We start from the raw sequence: 19,940 nt of genomic DNA, 5'->3' as shown, positions 1-19,940 counted from the left end.
GGCGCGACGGTCGCGGTCAATAGCGGATCCTCGGGTCGAGCACGGTGTAGAAGAGGTCGATGGCGAGGTTCACGAGCACGTAGACGAAGCTGAACAGCAGCACGACGCCCTGGATGACCGGGTAGTCGCGGCGCAGGATCGCGTCGACGGTGAGGCGCCCGAGGCCGGGGATCGCGAAGACCGTCTCGGTCACCACCGCACCGCCGATCAGCAACGCGATGCCGATGCCGATCACGGTGACGATCGGCACCGCGGCGTTCTTGAGGGCGTGGACGAACAGGACCGGCCCCTGCGACAGCCCCTTGGCCCGGGCCGTGCGCACGTAATCCTGCTGGAGCACGTCGAGCATGGTCGCGCGGGTCACCCGGGCGATCAGCGCGATGTAGACGAGGCCGAGCGTCACCGCCGGCAGGATCAGGTTGGACAGCCAGGGCCACACGCCCTGCTCGATCGGCGTGTAGCCCTGCACGGGCAGCCAGCCGAGCTCGAGGGCGAAGACGTAGGCCAGGATGTAGCCGACCACGAAGACCGGCACCGAGAAGCCCGTCACGGCGAGCCCCATCACGAGGCGGTCGATCAGGCTGCCGGCCTTCCAGGCGGCGACGACGCCCAGCGGCACCGCCACCACGATGGCGAAGACCAGGGTGACGAGCATCAGCGAGACGGTGGGCTGCACCCGCTGGCCGATCATGGTGGTGACCGGCAGGTTGGTGAAGATCGAGGTGCCGAGATCCCCGTGGAGGATCTGCCAGGACCATTCCCAGAACCGCACCAGGAACGGCCGGTCGAGGCCGAGCGTGGCGCGGATGCGGGCGACGTCGTCGGGGGTCGCCTGGTCGCCCGCGATGATCGCCGCCGGGTCGCCCGGGGCGAAGTAGAGGAGGCTGAAGACGAACAGCCCGACCACCGCCATGACCGGGATGGTGGCGAGGATGCGCCTGCCGATATAGCCGAGCATGGGGCCTCGCTAGGCTGTGGGCGGGAGGGCGCGGCGGGTGCGGCCGCCCCTGCCCCCCTCGCGGGTGCCGACCTTCACGCGTCCGGGTCGGGCGCGAACGCCGGCGGCGGAGCGCGACGCGCCCCCTCTCCCGTGCGGGAGAGAGACAGGAGAGGGGACCCGCGCCCGGTCCCGCGACCGCGTTGCCGAGCGCGGTATCCGAAGCCGGGAGCCCGCCCGAGAGACCGGGCGGGTCGGGCAACCCGACGTGGCGAGAGCGGGCGCCATCACGCCTTCGACACGTCCCAGGTGAAGGGGATCGGCCCCTTCACGATGCCCGAGACGTTCTTGCGCCACGCCTGGTAGCCGAGGAAGAACCCGGTGGGCACGTAGACCACGCCCTCGCAGGCGGCGGCGTTGACCTTGTCGATGGCGGCCTTCTCGGCGGCCGGGTCGGCGGCGTCGAACCACTCGGCGATGGCCGTCTCCACCGGCGGGATGTTCGGCCAGCCGAACCACGCCTTGTCGCCACTCGCCCGCACCGCCGGGTAGCCCGCCGGATTGATGCAGTCGGCGCCCGCGTGCCAGGTGTGGAACATGTTCCAGCCGCCCTGAGACGGCGGCGCCTTGGAGGCCCGGCGGGTGCCGGTGGTGCCCCAATCGGTGGCGACGAAGTCGACGTTGAAGCCCATCTTCTTCAGGAGGTCGGCGGTGATGTCGCCCTGCGCCTTGGTGATCCCCTGGTCCTGGGCCACGATGCAGACCACCGGCTCGCCCTTGTAGCCGGCCTCCTTGAGCAGCTTCTGGCCGAGCTTGATGTCGCCCTTGCCGACATTGCCGCCGCCCGCCTTGCTGTAGAGGGGTGTGCCCGGCGTGAAGAAGCCCGGCAGCGTCTTCCACAGGCTGTCGTCGTCGCCGACGATCGCCCGCATGTAATCCTCCTGGCTCATCGCGGTCATGACCGCCTGGCGGATCTTCGGGTTGTCGAAGGGCGGGTGCAGGTGGTTCATCCGGAACGACCCGACATTGCCGAGCGGGTCGGCGATGTCGACGTTGAGGTTGCTGTTCTTGCGCAGCAGCGGCACGAGGTCGGAGATCGGGTTTTCCCACCAGTCGACCTCGCCGTTCTGCAGGGCCGCCGACGCGGTGGCGGCGTCCGGCATGATCACCCACTCCACCCGGTCGACCAGCATGCGCTTGCCGCCCGCGAGCCAGGAATTCGGCTCGTCGCGGGGCTTGTAGTCGGTGAAGGTCTCGAACACCGCCCGGGCGCCCGGCACCCACTCGTTGCGGACGAACTTCATCGGGCCCGAGCCGACATACTCGGAGATCTGCGTGAACGGGTCGGTCTTGGCGATCCGCTCCGGCATCATCAGCGCCATCGGCGCGTTGGTCTTGCCGAGCGCGTAGAGCAGCTTCGGGAACGGCTTCTTCAGGCGCCACTGGAAGGTCCTGTCGTCGGTCGCCGCGAGGTCGTCCTGGATGCCGCGGATCATCAGGCCGATCGGGTCGCGGGCCATCCAGCGGGTGAGGCTCGCCACCACGTCCTTGGCGAGAACCGGCTCGCCGTCGTGCCACTTCAGGCCGGGGCGCAGCCGGAAGGTCCAGGTGAGCTTGTCGCCCGAGACCTCCTCGGACTCGACCATCTGGCGCTGCGGCTTCAGCTGCGCGTCGACGCCGTAGAGCATGTCCCAGACGAGGGTGCCGGCGTTGCGCACCACGTACTGGGTCCCCCAGATCGGGTCGAAATTCGCGAGGTTCGCCTGCGGCACGAAGCGCAGGACCTTGCCCCCCTGCGCCAGGGCCGGCCGCGCGAGCTGCGGCGCAGCCAAACCGAGCGCAGCCGAACCCTTGAGAAAGGTCCTGCGGTCCATCGTCTTCTCCCTGGCGGTGCGGATCTCAAGCATCGGTCGCCGGCCCGCACCTTGCGGGCGAGTTTGAACGGTTCTGATGCGCGGGCGCAATGGCCCGTGGTGACAACGACGTCCGGGCGCGCGTCCGCATCGCCGCCGGCCTCGGGGCGACGGCGGCATGGAGAGGGGCTGTGTCGGTGCGGCTCGAACTCACGGGCCGCGTCTCGCAAGGCCCGCGCCAGCCCGGCCGTCACTGCGTTATGTATTCATGATCGCGGAGCGCGCGGCGTCTCGGTCGACATGTCCCGCACCGTCATCGCGAGCGCAGCGATGACGGCTGTGCCGACTTCATCGATCGGAAACGGGATCGCACAGCGTTTCGCAGCTCGGGATCGAGCGTGAGGCCGGAGATCCCCTCGCCCTTCGGCCTGCGCTGTGTGAGTCCGCGAGCCCGCCGCGGAGGAGGGCCAGCCGGGGCGGCGGGCACCGGAATGGACGCCTCAGCCCACCTGCCGCAGGTGGCCGCCGCGCGCGCCCGGAACCGCCTGCATGGCGCGGATGAAGGCCGCGATGCGGGGGGCGATCACCGACCGGTAGCGCGAGCCGTTGAACACCCCGTAATGGCCGACGCCGGCCTGGAGGTGGTAGGCCTTGCGCGCCTCCGGAAGGTTCGGCGTCAGGTCGAGGGCCGCCTTGGTCTGGCCGACGCCGGAGATGTCGTCGTTCTCGCCCTCGACCGCCAGGATCGCGCAGCGGCGGATGGCGCCGAGATCGACCGGCGTGCCGCGGTGCGTCATCTGTCCCGTCGGCAGGGCGTGGTCGACGAACACGGTCTGCACGGTCTGGAGGTAGTACTCGGCCGTCAGGTCCATCACGGCGAGGTACTCGTCGTAGAACTCGCGGTGCTTCTCGGCCGAGTCGCCGTCGCCCGTCACCAGATGGTCGAACATGTCCGAATGGGCGGTGACGTGGCGGTCGAGGTTCATCGCCATGAAGCCCGACAGCTGCAGGAAGCCCGGATAGACCCGGCGCCAGGCGCCCGGGTAGATCGGCGGCACGAGGCTGATCGTGTTCTGCTCGAACCACTTCTGGCCGCGCTCCTGCGCGAGGCAGTTGACCGCGGTGGGCGAGCGGCGGGTGTCGATCGGGCCGCCCATCAGGGTCATGGAAGTCGGCACCGCCGGCTCGTCGGCCGCCTCCATCAGCGCCACCGCGGCGAAGACCGGCACCGCCGGCTGGCACACCGCCATGACGTGCAGGTCCGGCCCCAGGACCGCGAACATCTCCTGCAGGTAGTCGATGTAGTCGTCGAGATCGAACTGGCCCGCGAAGAGCGGCACCATCCGGGCGTCGGTCCAGTCGGTGATGAACACGCGATGGTTCGGCAGCATCGCCTCGACGGTGCCGCGCAGCAGCGTGGCGTAGTGCCCCGACATCGGCGCGACGATCAGCAGCTTGGGCTGCGGCTCCGCGGGGGCCGCCGGGAACGCGCGGTCGAAGGCGATCAGGCGGCAGAACGGCCGCTCCCAGACCACCCGCTCGGTGACCGGGACCGCCGCGCCGTCCACCACCGTCTCGGTGAAGCCGAAGGCGGGCTTGCCGTACTGGCGGGTGACGCGCTCGAACATCTCGCAGCCGGCGCTGACCGCGCGGGCATAGGGTCCGTAGGCCAGGGGATTGCCCGGCATCTGGAGCCCGTAGCGGGTGAGGTCGGCGGCGACGCGGGCGGGTGCCATCAGGGCGCGCGCGCCCTCGTACAGGGAATAGGCCAGCAGCATCGTCACCTCGCGGTATCGCTCCGGCCGCGGGCATCGAGCCGCGCGGCCCATACCCCCTGCAACCCGAGTCGGTAGGATAATGCTCCACCCTGAACGCGGGCGGAACATCCCGGAGCTGCGGCGACTTGCCTGTGACCACGTCCGCGGGCGATCGTCCGCCAGCGACGACGTGTCCGGGGCGGTGAGCCGGGATTCCCATCGCCGCGTCATGCGAAGGGAGTCCACGGGACGCCGCGCCGGCGGGTCCGTCCGGCGACGCACCGATACAGCCCGTTACAGCCCATGCCCGATACCGATCTCAGCGGCCTCGGTCGCGACGCGCGACACTTGCGGCTCGACACCTTCGTCCGCCTGCGCTGGCTCGCCATCACGGGCCAGAGCGCGGCGGTCGTCGGGGCGCAGTTCGGCCTCGGCCTGCCGCTGCCGTTCGGCTGGTGCTTCCTGGTGATCGCCACCTCGTCCTGGCTGAACCTCGCCCTGCGGATCCGCTTCCCGGCGAGCTACCGGCTCAGCGACGATTCCGCGGCCCTGCTCCTCGCCTTCGACATCGTGCAGCTCGCGGCCCTGCTGTTCCTCACGGGCGGGCTCCAGAACCCGTTCTCGCTGCTGTTCCTCGCCCCCGTGCTGATCTCCGCCACCGCCCTGCCCCCCGAGCGGACCCTGGCGCTGGGCCTCCTGGCGGTGGGCCTCGCGACGCTGCTCGCCCTGGTGCACCGGCCCCTGCCCTGGTTCGCGGACGGGCGGATCGAGCTGCCGTTCCTGTACGTCTCCGGCGTCTGGACCGCGATCCTGCTCGGCACCGCCTTCACGGGCGTCTACGCGTGGCGGGTCGCCGAGGAGACCCGGCTCCTCGCCCAGGCGCTCGCCGCCACCGAGCTGGTGCTCGCCCGCGAGCAGCACCTGTCGCAGCTCGACGGGCTCGCGGCCGCGGCTGCCCACGAATTGGGCACACCGCTGGGCACGATCATGGTGGTGACCAAGGAGCTGATTCGCCAGCTCGGCCCCACCGCCTCGCCGGCGGTGGCGGAGGATCTCAACCTGCTGCGCGAGCAGGTCGACCGCTGCCGCGGCATCCTCGGCAAGCTGACCTCCCTCGACGGGGACGGGGCCGGGGCCGGCTTCCTGGAGACGGTGACGTTCAGCCACCTCGTGGAGGAGCTGGTGGCGCCGCAGCGGGCACTCGGCGCTGCCCTCGCCGTCACCAGCGCCGGAGAGGGGCCGGAGCCGGCCTGCCGGCGCAACCCGGGCGTCATGTTCGGGCTCGCCAACATCCTCGACAACGCCGTCGACTTCGCCGAGGCCGGCGTCACCGTCGAGGGGCGCTGGACGCCCGACCGGGTCTGGATCGAGATCCGCGACGACGGCCCGGGCTTCTCCAGCGAGGTGCTGCTGCGGGCGGGCGAGCCCTACGTGACCACCCGCAGCCACGACCGGCCGCAATCCGGTGGGACCGTGGGGGCCGGCCTCGGCCTCGGGCTGTTCATCGCCAAGACCCTGATCGAGCGCTCGGGAGCGCAGCTCGCCCTGATGAACGTCGCGGCGCCGGACGCCCACGGGGCGATCGTGCGCGTCTCCTGGGCCCGCCACATCTTCGAGCGCGGCGCCGCGCCGCGACATTCTCCGGAACTCAGTATCCGCGCCCCCCTGCCACCGGGCGATGCCGTACCTATATGAGGGACAGACCAAGAACCCGACGACAAAAACCCGAAAGGAGTGCCGGATGCTCACGCAGCCCGGGACCTCGGCGGCGACCGACCCCGCCGTGATCAACGATGCCGATCCGCTGGCCGCCTTCTCCGACCGCAGCCTGCTGATCGTCGACGACGACAAGCCCTTCCAGACCCGCCTCGCGCGCGCCATGGAGAGCCGCGGCTACCACGTGCAGGTGGCCGACAGCGTCGCGGACGGCGTCTCCGCCGTCGAGGCGCGCGCGCCCGCCTTCGCGGTGATCGACATGCGCCTCGGCGACGGCAATGGCCTCGACGTGATCGCCCGCCTCAAGGAGCGCCGGCCCGAGGCCCGCGGCGTGATCCTCACCGGCTACGGCAACATCGCCACCGCGGTCACCGCGGTGAAGCTCGGCGCCTTCGACTACCTCGCCAAGCCCGCCGACGCCGACGAGATCCACGGCACGCTGATGGCGCAGCCGGGCGAGCGGGCCGACCCGCCCGAGAACCCGATGTCGGCGGACCGGGTCCGCTGGGAGCACATCCAGCGCGTCTACGAGCTGTGCAGCCGCAACGTCAGCGAGACCGCCCGGCGCCTCAACATGCACCGGCGGACCCTGCAGCGGATCCTGGCCAAGCGCGCGCCGCGCTGAGGCTGGACCGCTCCGGCGCCGTCCGGTCGGTTGCATCGCCCCGCCTCTGTGGGCTAGCTGCGCGGGTCCCGGACGGTTCGTCCGGGACCCGAAATCTTTTCGAGGGCGGATCTCGTGAACGGGCGCAACGCCATCACCATCATCAGCATGATGGTCCTCGTCGGCACCGAGGTGTTCGCCGTGGCCATCGCGGCGGGCTGGGCCATCGCGGGCATCTTCGATCTCGGCGACCGGGTCGGGCACGTCCTGATGGGGCTGTTCAGCCTGTTCGCGGCCTGGATCATGCTCCAGCTCTGGCGCCGGGCGACCAGCATCGAGCCCCTGCGGGGCCCGGCTCCGGCGGCGCATCGCTGAACGAGCGCGCACGGGCGACTTTTCCGTTCAAGTTGCATCCAGCAGCGGAATGATCCCTATGCGTGCGGCGTGTTCGACAGTGCGCCGGCCTTCCTGTTAGAAGCGACCGGCGACGGTCTGTGTGACGTTGTCGCAGGTCACACACCCGTCCCGACACGCGTGAGACCCGTAGATCCATGAAAGCCCGTATCATCGTCACCCTGAAGACCGGTGTGCTGGACCCGCAGGGTAAGGCGATCGAGGCCGCCCTCAGGTCCCTCGGCATCGAGGGCGTCGACGGCGTCCGTCAGGGCAAGGTCTTCGACATCGAGGTGTCGGCGGCCGACGGCGCCGCCGCCGAGGCGACGTTGCGCACGGCCTGCGAGAAGCTCCTGGCCAACACCGTCGTCGAGAACTACGCGATCGAGATCCTCTGATGCACGCCGCGGTCGTCGTCTTCCCGGGTTCCAACCGCGAGTCGGACGTCGTCCGGGCCCTGCGGCGCTCCGGCGCGCAGGTGAGCCTCGTCTGGCACGCGGACCACGCGCTCCCCGCCGGCACCGACCTCGCCGTCCTGCCCGGCGGCTTCTCGTACGGCGACTACCTGCGCTGCGGCGCCATCGCCGGCCGGGCCGCGGCCATGGACGCGGTCCGGGCCCACGCGGCCCGCGGCGGCCTCGTGCTCGGTATCTGCAACGGCTTCCAGATCCTGTGCGAATCGGGCCTGCTGCCCGGCGTGCTGATGCGCAACATCGACCGGCGCTTCATCTGCCACCGGCAGACGCTCCGGGTGGAGCGCACCGACACCCGCTTCACCAGCGCCTACACTCAGGGCCAGGTGATCGACGTCTGCGTCGCCCACGGCGAAGGCAACTACTTCGCCGATCCCGAGACGCTGGCGCGGATCGAGGGCGAGGGCCGGGTCGCCTTCCGCTACTGCGACGCGACCGGGGCGATCACCGTCGAGGCGAACCGCAACGGCTCCCTCAACGCCATCGCGGGCGTCCTGTCGGAGACCGGGAACGTCCTCGGGATGATGCCGCACCCGGAGAACTTCGTCGAGGATCTGGTCGGCGGGACCGACGGGCGCGGGCTTTTCGACAGTCTGGCGGCCTGAGATCGACGGGCGAGAACGCACCTTAACTCCGCATTAAGGTTTTCGAGGCATAAACAGGCATCCAGTGATCTGGATGTCGAGTTGGACATGTTTGTCCGCTCTGTTTTGATGCCTCCCTGATGACTCCTCGAGCCGCTCCCTCCGGGGCGGCTTTTTTCTGTGCGCCTGCGGAGCGCGACGCGGGTCGGTGCCGAGGGGCGGGTCTCGCCCGAGAACGGCCCGCGCGGACTTGGCCGCCGCACCTTCCGGCCCTTCGGGCAAAGCTGCGCGATCCCGGACGGCGCCGGTCGCGATCGCGGGCCTCTCGCCCCGGCGATGACCCGTCCGTCGCACCGTCGCCCCGGATCCGTAACGCGAAAGCCCAGGCCGGGCGGACCCGACCTGGGCTGAGAGCGATCTCGGCTGACAGAGGCTGGGCGGGGCGAGCCGCCTCAGTACAATCCGCCGGCCTGAGCGGCCCGGTCGGGATCGGGCGCGACCGCCGCCGGGGCGGCCGCCTGGCCGCCACCGCCGCCGGAGGACGGTGCCGAGTAGGAATCCGGCGGCGCGGTGCCCGGCTTGAACGCCTCCAGGATCGTCCCGGCGCCCTCCCCCGAGCCGGCGCGGGTGCCGCTCGCGAGGTTGATGCGGATCAGCTTGATGCCCGGGGGCACGCGGAACGGCGTCGGCGGCTTGTCCTTGAGGGCCGTCTTCAGGAACTCCAGGGCGATCGGCGCCGCCAGGCCGCCGCCGGTGGCGCGGTCGCCGAGCGAGCGGGGCTTGTCGAAGCCGATATAGATGCCGACCGCCAGGTCCGGCGAGAAGCCCACGAACCACGCGTCCTTGGCGTCGTTCGTCGTGCCGGTCTTGCCGGCGAGCGGCTTGCCGATCTGCTTCAGGATCGTGGCGGTGCCGCGCTGGACCACGCCCTCCATGATCGAGACCATTTGGTAGGCGGTCAGCGGGTCGAGCACCTGCTCGGAATCGTCCACCAGCTTCGGCTCGTCCTGGCCCGACCACTTCTCGGCGTCGCAGCCGATGCACTTGCGGTTGTCGTGCCGGTAGATCGTCTCGCCGATGCGGTCCTGGATCCGGTCGATCAGGGTCGGCCGGATGCGCCGGCCGCCGTTGGCCAGCATCGAGTAGGCGGTGACCATGCGCATGACCGTGGTCTCGCCCGCGCCGAGCGACATGGGCAGCACCGGCAGCATGTCGTCGTAGACGCCGAAGCGGCGGGCGTACTCGGCGATGAGCGGCATGCCGACATCCTTGGCGAGCCGGACCGTCATCAGGTTCTTCGAGTGCTCGATGCCGTAGCGCAGGGTGTGCGGACCGCCCGACTTGCCGTCGTAGTTCGAGGGAGTCCAGGCCTCCTGGCCGGGGCCGGCCTCGATGGTGATCGGGGTGTCCTGGATGATCGAGGCGGGGGTGTAGCCGTTGTCCAGCGCCGCCGAGTAGACGATCGGCTTGAACGAGGAGCCGGGCTGGCGCATCGCCTGCGTGGCGCGGTTGAACTCGGATTCGTCGTACGAGAAGCCGCCGACCATCGCGTGCACGCGCCCCGTGTTCGGGTCCATGGCCACGATGGCGCCGGAGACCTCGGGCTTCTGGCGCAGGCGGAACTGACCGCGGCCGCCGTCCATCGCCTCGACATAGACCATGTCGCCGGCCTGGAGATTGGCGCGGCCGGCCCAGCGCATGCCCTCGGGCGTGATCACGCCGGTCTCGCGGTCCTTGCCGACCTGGCCGGAGGCCTCGCGCTTGGGCTGCAGGCCGATCTGCACGCCGCCGCCGCCGTTGCCCAGCACCACGGCGAGCCGCCAGGGCGCCACGTCGCCGAGCGCCGGAACCTCGGCCGCCGCCATGCCCCAGTCGCGCCCGGTCAGGTCGACCTTGGTGACCGGACCGCGCCAGCCATGGGCCTGGTCGTAGCGGACGAGGCCGTCGACCAGCGCCTTGCGGGCCCAGGCCTGCATCTTCGGGTCGAGGGTCGTGCGCACCGAGAGGCCGCCCTCGTAGAGCTTCTTCTCGCCGTAGCGCTCGGAGATCTCGCGGCGGACCTCCTCGGTGAAGTAGTTGGCGTTGGCGGCGTTCGGGAAGGCGACGCGCGGGTTGACGCCGAGCGGCATCTTCTTGGCGGAATCCGCCTCCTCCTTGGTGATGTAGCCGTTCTCCGCCATCAGGCGGATGATCTCGTTGCGGCGGTCCAGCGCCGCCTGGGTCTTGCGGTAGGGGTGGTAGTTGTTCGGCCCCTTCGGCAGGGCGGCGAGGTAGGCCGCCTCGTTGATGGTCAGCTCGTGGACCGACTTGCCGAAATAGTCGAGCGCCGCCGCCGCCACGCCGTGCAGGTTGCGGCCCGGGACGATCGTGCCCAGGAAGATCTCGTTGAGGTAGAGCTCGAGGATCTTGTCCTTCGAGTAGGCCGCCTCGATCCGGAGCGCCAGCAGCGCCTCCTTGATCTTGCGGTCGTAGGTCTGCTCGGAGGAGAGCAGGAAGTTCTTGGCGACCTGCTGGGTGATGGTCGAGGCGCCCTGCCGCTTGCCCGACTTGGCGTTGGTCAGGAAGGCGCGCACGATCCCCTCGGGGTCGATGCCGCCGTGCTTGTAGAAGTTCTTGTCCTCGGCCGACAGGAAGGCCGCCACCACGATCTTCGGCATCGCCTGGATCGGCAGGTACAGCCGGCGCTCGCGGGCGTACTCGGCGAGCAGCGAGCCGTCCGCCGCGTGGACGCGGGTCATCACCGGCGGCTCGTAATTGGAGAGCGCGGCGTGGTCGGGCAGGTCCTGGCTGTACTTCCAGTAGAAGTAACCGCCCACCGCCGCGCCGACCACGAACAGCACCGCGGCGGCGCTGAACAGGATCCCGAAGAAACGAAGGATCAGACGCATCCGGTGTTCCGCTCGTCGCTGGCCCGGCCGTATGCCGGAATCGGCTCATCCGGCGCGTGCACCCCGCGCGCTGCGCGGCCGGCCCCCGGACGGTCCCGTGAGACCCCCTCGGAATGCCGGTTTCGGCGGCCGTGCGACGGGGCGTCGGACGTCCCGTATCGACACTCTATCTATGGTGAAACTGGGGCGACGGCGGCCGCGCGGCGCGTCGCGGCCGGCCGGCCGAGCGTGGCGCGGTTGGTGAAGAACTGGTCGATCGCCCTGGCCATGGAGCCGGTGACGTCGGCCCGCCACTCCGGCGATTGCAGCATCTCCAGGTCGCGCTTGCTGGAGAGGTAGCCGAGTTCCACGAGCACGCTCGGCACGTCGGGGGAGCGCAGCACCACGAAGCGCGCCTCCCGGTGGGGCTTGGCGCTCATCTTCATCACGGGGGCGAGCTGGCCCATCAGGGTCCGGGCGAAGCCCGACGAGAAGCCGCGGGTCTCGCGCAGGGTCAGCTCCTGCAGGATGTCGGCGATGTCCGGCGGCGCCTCGGCGGCGTCGACGCCCGCGGCGGCATCGGCCCGGTTCTCGCGCTCGGCGAGCTTGGCGGATTCGGCGTCCGTGGCCTTCTCGGAATTGGTGTAGATCGTGGCCCCGCTCACCTGGGGGGCCGCCGAGATCGAGTCCGCGTGGATCGACACGAACAGGTCGGCCCTGGCGTCGCGGGCGAGGCGCACGCGCTCGGCCAGCGGCACGAACACGTCGCGGTCGCGGGTCATCCGGACCCGGTAGCGGCCGCCCGCCTCCAGCTTCGCCACGAGCGCCTGGGCGAAGCCGAACACGATGTCCTTCTCGAACACGCCGCCCACCGCGATGGCGCCGGGATCGGTGCCGCCGTGGCCGGCATCGACCATGATCAGCGGCCGCTGGTCGGCGGGCTCCGGCGGCGCGGCGCGGGCCTGGGCGGGGGCGGGATCGGCGGTGGCGGCGGCCTTGCGGAAGGCGTCGCGGTCGGCGCGCTGGAGCGGGATCGTGAGCAGCACCGCGCCGTCGCGCGGCCGCGTCGCGGTCTCGATCTTCCCGACGATGGCGGGCGCGGTGAGGTCGATCACGATGCGCGACCGTCCGGGCGCGAACAGGCCGTAGCGGAAGCTCTGCACGAGGCCGTCGCGGCGGCTGCCGGTCCCCGAATCGAGATGGAAGTTGACCTCGGGCAGGTCGATCACCGCCCGGTCGGGCCGCTCCATCACGAAGCCGCGGGCCTCCACGGACCGGGACAGCGTCAGGGTCAGGCGCGTCGTGCCGGCCTGGCTCGCGAGGTCGGCCCCGATGGCGACGGCCGGCTTCTCGCCGTTCTGCGCGGCAGCCGGCATCCCCGTCAGCGCCGGCAGGAGCGCGACGGCGAGACGGAGCCATGCGGAACGGATCAGGCGCGCGCAGTTCGGCATCGGTCCGGTGTCGTCTCCCGTGCCCTCCGTTAAGGCATGGGACCGGCTTGGTTAACGGATCGTTGCCGCCGCGGGTTCGATCGGGCCGGCCTTGTGGCCGGGATGCGACAAGTCCCGGCCGCCCGGGCGCCGCGCCTCAGCGGTACGCGACGACCCGGCTCGCCTGCCCGACCACCGTGACCCAGCAGGTCAGGGACGCGTCGGCGGCCCGCTGGACCTCGCCGACCTGCAGGCGGATGACGTCGGCCGGCGAGCGGGCACCCGAGAGCGCCCGCAGGTGCGCGACGGCCGCCTCGCCCTCGCCGCGCACGTAGCGGGCGATGATCGAGCCGATCTCGACGACGTCGAGGCGGTCGGGGGTGAAGCTGATTCGGTTCGCGGCCGCGGCGAGTCCCGGACCCGCGCCCGGCACCGGCGGGGGGGCGATGTCGATCACCGCCTCGTCTCCGGATTCGGCTTCGAACTCGGCTTCGGACGTCGTCGCGGCGGCTGTGGCCCCCTGGTCGGACGGGACGTCCACCGCGCTGTCGGGCGCGGTCTCGGCCGCGGCTTCGGACGCCCCACCGGGTGCCGCGGCGGTCATGACGGCGTCCACCGTCTCGGCGCCGGTCCGGACGGCCTCGGCGGAGTGGTCAGGCGATTGGTCAGGCGCCGGAGCGGGCGCTGTTGCGGGCGCTTGAGCGGGTTCATCCGCCGCGATCGGGGCGGCTGCGGCCTGGATCTCGGGGGGGGCCGACGCGTCCTGCAACGGCTGGGGCGTCTCGGCGGGACGGCTCCTCGGTCGACGCGGCTTTCCCATCGCGCGATCTCCTCCTATCGGCGTCGGCCCGTCCCGACGGAGCGGCGGCCGGAGGTCGTGCGCGGCCGGCTCGCCGGCGGTGTCGGCGCCGGGCCCGTGACCCCCGGGCGTCAGAGCGGGGGATCCGGCGGGCCTGGACGGCCCTGCCGGATCCCGGTCTTCGTGCCCCGATCGCGGATCGGGGCGGCCGGCCTCAGCGGGCGGCGGCGTTCTGCGCCAGGGTGCCGTAATCCTTGGCCTGGGCCTGGAGCGCGGCGAACTGGCTGCGGACGAACTCGGACTGGAGCTCGAACGCCTCGCGGAGATCCTTCGTGCGCACCAGCTTCTGGGCGAAGTCGAAGGTCGCGTTGGCGTTGGCCTGCGCGTGATCGAACCCCTTCGCGACCGCGGCGCTGAGGGTCGACTGGAAGGTCTGACCCGAGGCCTGGACCTGCTCGGCGGCCTTCACGGCGTTCGCCATCATGGTGCCGACGGCGGTCCGGGCCTGGTCGACGCTCTTGTCGGCGAAGTCGCGCATCTCGGTCGGGATCTCGAAGTTCGGGGTCTGCATCGATGTCTCCAGCATCATCCTTGGAGCGGGACGCCGCATGCGTCCGCGTTGACGCCCCTCTATATGTTGCACTGCAACAAGAAGTCAAGTGCAGGTTCGGGGCGCACTCACGGATCCGGAGGCCCGATAAAGTTCCGATCCGATGATGTCACGAAGTCATCGACACGGTGCCACGGCCCGATAGCAGGTTGCGAGCAAGCTACACCATTGACTCAGTCGGCTAAGATTGCTGATCCCGGCGGAAAACCGATTGGCAAAAAACTATCTCCCTGTCCAGAGGGGCGCGAACGGATCGTGAATTCTTCTGGTATACCAAGCACACCGGAGGATTCAGGATCGTTGCTCCAGGGCGAGCGCGGGTGGATGCTGCATCGCACCGGCCGCCGATTCGGCCAGGCCGGCGTAGAGCGCGCGGAGCGCCGCCGTGTGCGCCGCCAGACCCATCGGGGCCATCCGGAAGAGGCGGCGCGCTTCGGCCCCGAGGGCGGCCGCCAGGGCGTCGTCCCGGAGCGCCGCGAACGCCTCGGCGAGGGGCGCGATCTCCGGCGCGACCACGAAGCCGGTCCGGCCGTGCCGGACCTTCTCGGCGGCGCCGGAGCGGTCGGAAGCCACGACCGGAATGCCGGCCGCCAGCGCCTCGTAGACCGTGAGCGGCCCGGTCTCGTACCAGCGGGAGGGCGCGGCGAGCGCCCGGGCGCGGGCCAGGAGCGTCGCCCAGACTGCCTCGGGCCGCTGCCAGCCGATCACCTCGACGCCGTCCCGGGCGCGCAGCTCCGCCTCCAGGGGCCCGGCGCCGATGAACAGGGCCGGGAGCCCCGCGGCGCGGGCGGCGTCGGCCACGAGGTCGGCGCCCTTCTCGCGGGTGAGGCGCCCCACATAGGCGATCGCGTCGCCGCGGGCGGGCTCGGCCGCCGGCCCGTCCGGGAGCCGGACGGGATTGTCGATCCTGTGATGCGCTAGGGCGTAGCCGCCGAGGAGGGCGCCGAGCCGCTGGCGGCTGGCATCGCAGACATGGACGACATGGAGCGGGCGGCGTCGGCTGGCCCGGCCGACGACCTGACGCAGCGCCGCGGCGCGGGCGACCCGCACGGCCTTGTGCACCCGGCTGCGCGGGTCGCAGGGCGCCGCCAGGCAGGCGGCCGACAGGGGCGCGAGCCCGCAGGGCTCGGCCCGGTCGAAGCGGTAATAGACGCCGTTCGGGCAGGCCAGGGCGTAGTCGTGCAGCGTGACGACCAGCGGCACCCCGGTCTCCGACAGGACCGGGACGATCGCCGGCGACAGGGTCCGGGTCCACTGGTGCAGGTGGATGCAGTCCGGCGGCGCCGCGAGGCCGGTGAGGGCGGCGGCGAGCCGGCGGGCGGCGGCCGCGTGCCAGATCCCGGCGGCCACGGCCCGCGCGGCGCCGAGCGACCAGATGTCGGGCAGGCCGAGGTCGATCCGGCGGATGCCGGCATGGTCGAGGAGCGGGTCGACGGGACCCGGGATCGCCTGGATGTAGGTGACGGCGAGGCCGGCCTCGGCGAGCCCGCGGGCCGATTCGAGCGCGACCTTCTCGGCGCCGCCGCTGGCGGCCGCGAACTCGGCCAGGATCACGACGTGCACGGTGAACCCTCCCGGGGATCGATCGCTCTCGCGCGCCGGGAGGATGGGGCAGACCGGTTTACGGGCGATCAACCGCGGCCGGATACAGCTGTCGGTCCCGGATCGCAGCGGCGGAAGTCCTGACGTGCACGTCGTCCTCGTCGCAGACCACGCCGCGATCAACGGCGGCCAGGCCAAGGTCGCCATCGAATCCGCCCTGGGGCTCGCCGCCCGGGGGGTCCGCGTCAGCCTGTTCGCCGCGGTCGGCCCGGTGGACCCGCGGCTCGAGCCGGCCGGCGTCCGGGTGGTCTGCCTGGACCAGGACGACGTCACCACGGCGCGCAGCAAGCTCGCCTTCGCGGCCCAGGCGATCTGGAACAGGCCGGCCTGCCGCGCCCTGGCGGCGGAACTCGCCGCCTGCGATCCCAGCGACACGCTGGTCCACGTCCACGCCTTCGCCAAGGCGCTGTCGCCGTCGATCGGCACCGCGCTCCGGGCCTCGGGGCTGCCCTGCCTCTACACGATGCACGAGTTCTTCCTCGTCTGCCCGACCGGCGGCTTCTACGCCTACCCGGCGCAGCGGATCTGCCACCGCACCCCGATGTCGCCCGCCTGCATCGTGGCGAACTGCGACGCGCGCAGCTACCCGCGCAAGGTGGCCCGGATGGTCCGCCATGCCGGCCTCGCCCACGTGGCCCGGCTGCCGGAGCTGTTCGCCCACGTCATCACGATCAGCGCCCTGCAGGAGAGCGTCGTGCGGCCGCTCCTGCCCCGCGGCACCGCCTTCCACCGGGTCGACAACCCCATCGCGGTGGGGCCGGCGCCGGTCCACGACGGGCCGCCGGGCGACTTCCTATTCGTCGGGCGGATCTCCACCGAGAAGGGCGCGCCGATCTTCGCCGAGGCGGCCCGCCGGGCGGGCGTGCGGGCGGCCTTCGTGGGCGACGGCCCCGAACGGGCCGACCTCGCCGCGCGCTATCCCGAGGCGGTGATGCTCGGCTGGCGCGACGCCGCGGCCGTGCAGGCGCTGATGCGGCGGGCCCGGGCGCTGGTCTTCCCGAGCGTCTGGTACGAGGGCCAGCCGCTCACCGTCTACGAGGCGCTGGCCTGCGGCGCTCCGGTGATCGTGAGCGACGCCTGCGCGGGCCGCGAGGCCGTGGCCGACGGCGAGACCGGATTCTGGTTCCGCTCGGGCGACCCGGACGATCTCGCCGCGCACCTGCGCCGCCTGACCGACGACGGCCTCGCCGCCCGGATGGGCCGGGCCGCGCACGAGCGCTACTGGGCCGCGCCCCTGACCCTGGACACCCATCTCGACCGTCTCGAGGCCGTCTACGGGACGGTCCTGCGCGAGGCCGCGGCCCGCGTGCCGGCCCGCGGCCCGCTCGGGCGGCCGTTCGCGACCGCCTGAGGATGATTCCGCTGCGCACGTCCTTACGAGCGCAGCGAAGCAATCCAGGACAGCGGGACGCCTCGGCACGCGGCGCGGTTCTGCGTCGCTCCGCTGCGCGCGCGATGACGGGGCGCACCGATCAGGCCCGAAAGATCGGAAACACCCGCCCTCCCTCGCGTTGATGCCCACCGGCACCCTTGCGTGCCTCCGTCACGGACGAGCGAGCGACATGGCCGAGACCCACAAGCCGAACGAGACCAAGCCGGGCTTCCAGCAGGGCAGCGCCAAGCCGGGCGACGCCAAGAACCCCGACAACAAGCAGGAGAAGCTGAACGAGCGCCTGGACGATGCCCTGGAGGAGACCTTCCCGTCGAGCGACCCGGTCTCGGTGAAGGTCACCAAGTAGGTCCCGCGCGGGCCGGGCGGATCAGGCCGCCCGGTCGTCCGGGACCGCCTCCCGCGCGCGCTCGATCAGGCGGCGGGCCTCGGGGCCCGGGACCGCGCGGCTGAACAGGAAGCCCTGCACCTCGTCGTAGCCCTCGGCGCGGAGCATCGCGAGCTGCTCGGCGGTCTCGACGCCCTCGGCGGTGGTGGCGATGCCGAGGCTGGTGCCCAGGCTCGCCACCGCGCGCACGATCGCCGTGCAGTGGGTGTTCTCGCCGACCTGGCTCACGAAGGAGCGGTCGAGCTTGATCTTGTCGAACGGGAAGCTGCGCAGGTAGCCGAGGCTGGAATAGCCGGTGCCGAAATCGTCCATCGCGATCCGGATGCCCATGGCCCGCAACGCGTGCAGCGTCGCGAGGTTGGCGGCGCTGTCGGCGAGCAGGACCGATTCGGTGATCTCCAGCTCGAGGCGCCGCGGGTCGAGCCCCGCGGCGGCGAGCGCCCCGCGCACGGTCTCGACCAAGTCGCGGTTGCGGAACTGGATCGGGGAGAGGTTCACGGCGAGCCGGATCGCCTCCGGCCAGGTCGCCGCCTCGGCGAAGGCGGTCTGCATCACCCAGGCGCCGATCGGCACGATCAGGCCGGTCTCCTCGGCGAGCGGCACGAACTCGGCCGGCGAGACCGGGCCGTGCTCCGGGTGGTGCCAGCGCAGCAGCGCCTCGAAGGCGAGGATCCGACCGGCGCGGGCATCCATCAGCGGCTGGTAGACCAGCGAGAACTGGCCGCGGGCGAAAGCCTCGCGCAGCTCGTTCTCGCGCCGCCGCCGCGCCTGCACCCAGGCATCCATCTCCGGTTCGAAGCACCGGAAGGTGCCGCCGCCCTCGGCCTTCGCCCGGTAGAGGGCGAGGTCGGCGTTCTTCATCAGCGTCTCGGGATCAGTGCCGTCCCGGGGCAGGCAGGCGACGCCGATGCTGGTGCCGATGTGGCAATCCTGGCCGTCCAGCCGGAAGGGGCGGCCGAGCTCGGCGATCACCCGCGCGACCAGCCCGTCCGCCAGCGCCGGGAGGTCCGGCCCGCGCACCAGAATGGCGAACTCGTCGCCGCCGAGCCGGGCCACGAGGTCGTCCTCGCGCAGGCAGCCGGCGATCCGCTCGGCCGCCTCGCGCAGCAGCGCGTCGCCGACCGGGTGGCCCAGCGTGTCGTTGACGATCTTGAACTTGTCGAGGTCGAGGCAGAGCAGCACCGCCGCCTCGCCGTCCCGGGCGTGGCGGGCGATCGCCTCGGCGAGGCGGTCCCGGAACAGCACGCGGTTCGGCAGCCCGGTGAGCGCGTCGTGGTGGGCCATGTGGGCGATGCGGGCCTCGGCCCGGCGCCGCTCGGTCATGTCGATGGCGGCCTCGAGCACCGCCTGCCGCCCCTCGAACGGCATCGCCCGCTGGAACAGGGACACCTCGATCGCGGAGCCGTCGGCGCGGCGGTGGAGGGTGCCGGTGGGCGGCAGGCCGGGTGCCGGCGCCGCGTCGGCGGCCATGGCGAGATCGGCCGGCGCCCGCTCCAGGAACTGCTCGCGGCTGTAGCCGTAATGGGCGATGGCCGCGTCGTTGACCGCCAGGAACCGGTCGCGCGCGTCGGCCACGACCCACATCGGCACCGGGTTGTTCTCGAACAGGAGCCGGAACGAGGCCTCTCGGTCCTTGATGTCGCCGACATCCGTCATCGTGACCGAGACGAGATCGCCGACGCAGCCCGCCTCGACCTTGAGGTAGAGCGTGCCGCCGTCGGAGCGGGGACGGCTCAGCTCGAAGGCCGCGCGCCCGCCCCGCTCGACCATGGCGGCGAGCGTCGCGATCGTCCGCGCGGTGACGGCCCCCGGGAAGAGCTGGCCCACGCGCTGCCACTGCAGGGCGGCAGCGGGGCGCTCCAGCAGGCGCTCGGCCCCGCGGTTGAGGGCGACGATCTTGAAATCGACCGGCCGGCCGGCCGCGTCCCGGACCGTGCTGAGGGCCAGGATGCCCTGGTCGGTGGCGGTGAACATCGCCTGGACCAGCTCGGTCCGGACGCTCGCCCCGTCGAACCCGACCAGCACGAACGGCTCGCCCCAGCGGTTGCCCAGGGGCACGCCGACGAGGCGGGTCGACGTCACCACCCCGACGGCGAGGCGATCGCACCGGGCGTAGGCGGGCTGGCCGGACGTGAGGGCGGCCGCGACCATCTCGTCGACGGGCTCGCGCAGCTCGATCGGGAGCGCGTCGACTGGGAGGGTCTCCGTCGGGATGATCTCGGCCGGGACGATCCCGGACAACGAGCCCTCCGCGCCTTCGGCACCCTGCGCGAGCCAGGCGCCGAAGACCTGGCCCGCCCAGAGGATCCGGGCGGCCCGCCCGTCGCGGGTCGTCACCAGGGCGGCCCGGTCGGCGAGGCGGCCGAGGCTCCCGAGCACGACGGCCTCGTAGGACGGGATCGGCGCCCCCGGCGTCCGGCAATCCTGCCAGTGCCGGAGGAGGTTCTTGCCCGTCTGTCCGTCGTCGTGCTGCGCGCTCACCGAGCCGCCCCAGTTGTTCACCGGGCGCCAGGAAGCAGGGACTTCGTTTAAGCCGG

General features: G+C 71.8%; 16 protein-coding genes. 7 read left to right on the top strand and 9 right to left on the bottom strand.

What is annotated here, in order from left to right; genetic code table 11:
* Positions 1 to 16: 16 nt before the first annotated feature.
* From BM314_RS16360 to phaZ, 3 genes are all read right to left on the bottom strand, one after another.
* Positions 17 to 958, bottom strand: coding sequence for an ABC transporter permease (locus tag BM314_RS16360; protein ID WP_020093982.1), 942 nt, complete (start codon positions 956 to 958; stop codon positions 17 to 19).
* Positions 959 to 1,224: 266 nt separating this feature from the next.
* Positions 1,225 to 2,811 carry an ABC transporter substrate-binding protein gene (locus BM314_RS16355; RefSeq protein ID WP_091979010.1) on the bottom strand — a complete coding sequence of 529 codons (1,587 nt, stop codon included), beginning with the start codon at positions 2,809 to 2,811 and terminating at the stop codon, positions 1,225 to 1,227.
* Positions 2,812 to 3,290: 479 nt separating this feature from the next.
* Positions 3,291 to 4,568, bottom strand: coding sequence for a polyhydroxyalkanoate depolymerase (phaZ, locus tag BM314_RS16350; RefSeq protein WP_020093984.1), 1,278 nt, complete (start codon positions 4,566 to 4,568; stop codon positions 3,291 to 3,293).
* Positions 4,569 to 4,850: 282 nt separating this feature from the next.
* On the opposite strand from phaZ, the gene BM314_RS16345 reads away from it, so the two are divergent.
* From BM314_RS16345 to purQ, 5 genes are all read left to right on the top strand, one after another.
* The gene (locus tag BM314_RS16345) at positions 4,851 to 6,242 is read left to right on the top strand and encodes an ActS/PrrB/RegB family redox-sensitive histidine kinase (RefSeq protein WP_020093985.1); all 1,392 of its coding nucleotides are present in this window, start codon (positions 4,851 to 4,853) and stop codon (positions 6,240 to 6,242) included.
* 46 nt (positions 6,243 to 6,288) lie between these two features.
* On the top strand, positions 6,289 to 6,888 hold the full coding sequence (locus BM314_RS16340) for an ActR/PrrA/RegA family redox response regulator transcription factor (RefSeq protein WP_012321283.1): 600 nt from the start codon (positions 6,289 to 6,291) through the stop codon (positions 6,886 to 6,888).
* A 114-nt stretch (positions 6,889 to 7,002) separates the two neighbouring features.
* Positions 7,003 to 7,242, top strand: a complete 240-nt coding sequence (locus tag BM314_RS16335; protein WP_012321282.1) for a hypothetical protein — start codon at positions 7,003 to 7,005, stop codon at positions 7,240 to 7,242.
* 176 nt (positions 7,243 to 7,418) lie between these two features.
* The gene (gene purS / locus BM314_RS16330; protein ID WP_020093986.1) at positions 7,419 to 7,658 is read left to right on the top strand and encodes a phosphoribosylformylglycinamidine synthase subunit PurS; all 240 of its coding nucleotides are present in this window, start codon (positions 7,419 to 7,421) and stop codon (positions 7,656 to 7,658) included.
* Positions 7,658 to 8,338 carry a phosphoribosylformylglycinamidine synthase subunit PurQ gene (gene purQ, locus BM314_RS16325; RefSeq protein ID WP_091681000.1) on the top strand — a complete coding sequence of 227 codons (681 nt, stop codon included), beginning with the start codon at positions 7,658 to 7,660 and terminating at the stop codon, positions 8,336 to 8,338. Before purS ends, purQ begins: the two co-directional genes overlap by 1 nt.
* Before the next feature lie 431 nt (positions 8,339 to 8,769).
* Here the strand turns inward: purQ and BM314_RS16320 are convergent, their stop codons facing one another.
* From BM314_RS16320 to BM314_RS16300, 5 genes are all read right to left on the bottom strand, one after another.
* On the bottom strand, positions 8,770 to 11,205 hold the full coding sequence (locus tag BM314_RS16320) for a penicillin-binding protein 1A (protein ID WP_091979009.1): 2,436 nt from the start codon (positions 11,203 to 11,205) through the stop codon (positions 8,770 to 8,772).
* Positions 11,206 to 11,375: 170 nt separating this feature from the next.
* On the bottom strand, positions 11,376 to 12,635 hold the full coding sequence (locus tag BM314_RS16315; RefSeq protein ID WP_091979007.1) for an N-acetylmuramoyl-L-alanine amidase: 1,260 nt from the start codon (positions 12,633 to 12,635) through the stop codon (positions 11,376 to 11,378).
* A 136-nt stretch (positions 12,636 to 12,771) separates the two neighbouring features.
* Positions 12,772 to 13,218, bottom strand: a complete 447-nt coding sequence (locus BM314_RS16310; protein ID WP_244539957.1) for a hypothetical protein — start codon at positions 13,216 to 13,218, stop codon at positions 12,772 to 12,774.
* Between the two features lie 409 nt (positions 13,219 to 13,627).
* A complete protein-coding gene (locus BM314_RS16305) occupies positions 13,628 to 13,984 on the bottom strand; it encodes a phasin (RefSeq protein WP_026605054.1) in 357 nt (118 codons plus the stop codon).
* A gap of 330 nt (positions 13,985 to 14,314) precedes the next feature.
* Positions 14,315 to 15,586, bottom strand: a complete 1,272-nt coding sequence (locus tag BM314_RS16300) for a glycosyltransferase (RefSeq protein ID WP_091979003.1) — start codon at positions 15,584 to 15,586, stop codon at positions 14,315 to 14,317.
* 124 nt (positions 15,587 to 15,710) lie between these two features.
* Here BM314_RS16300 and BM314_RS16295 point away from each other — a divergent pair, with 124 nt between their 5' ends.
* Positions 15,711 to 16,976 carry a glycosyltransferase family 4 protein gene (locus tag BM314_RS16295; protein ID WP_091979001.1) on the top strand — a complete coding sequence of 422 codons (1,266 nt, stop codon included), beginning with the start codon at positions 15,711 to 15,713 and terminating at the stop codon, positions 16,974 to 16,976.
* Between the two features lie 211 nt (positions 16,977 to 17,187).
* Positions 17,188 to 17,364: a hypothetical protein gene (locus tag BM314_RS30635; RefSeq protein ID WP_165923182.1), complete on the top strand. Its 177-nt coding sequence runs from the start codon at positions 17,188 to 17,190 to the stop codon at positions 17,362 to 17,364.
* Between the two features lie 21 nt (positions 17,365 to 17,385).
* On the opposite strand, the gene BM314_RS16290 is transcribed toward BM314_RS30635, so the two are convergent.
* Complete coding sequence (locus BM314_RS16290; RefSeq protein ID WP_091978999.1) at positions 17,386 to 19,905, bottom strand: putative bifunctional diguanylate cyclase/phosphodiesterase; 2,520 nt, start codon at positions 19,903 to 19,905, stop codon at positions 17,386 to 17,388.
* Positions 19,906 to 19,940 lie beyond the last annotated feature (35 nt).

The sequence above is a fragment of the Methylobacterium sp. 13MFTsu3.1M2 genome, assembly GCF_900112625.1.
In the GTDB taxonomy this organism is placed as follows: domain Bacteria; phylum Pseudomonadota; class Alphaproteobacteria; order Rhizobiales; family Beijerinckiaceae; genus Methylobacterium.
Note: the sequence above shows the minus strand (reverse complement) of the source record. Positions and strands in the feature narration are given on the sequence as shown.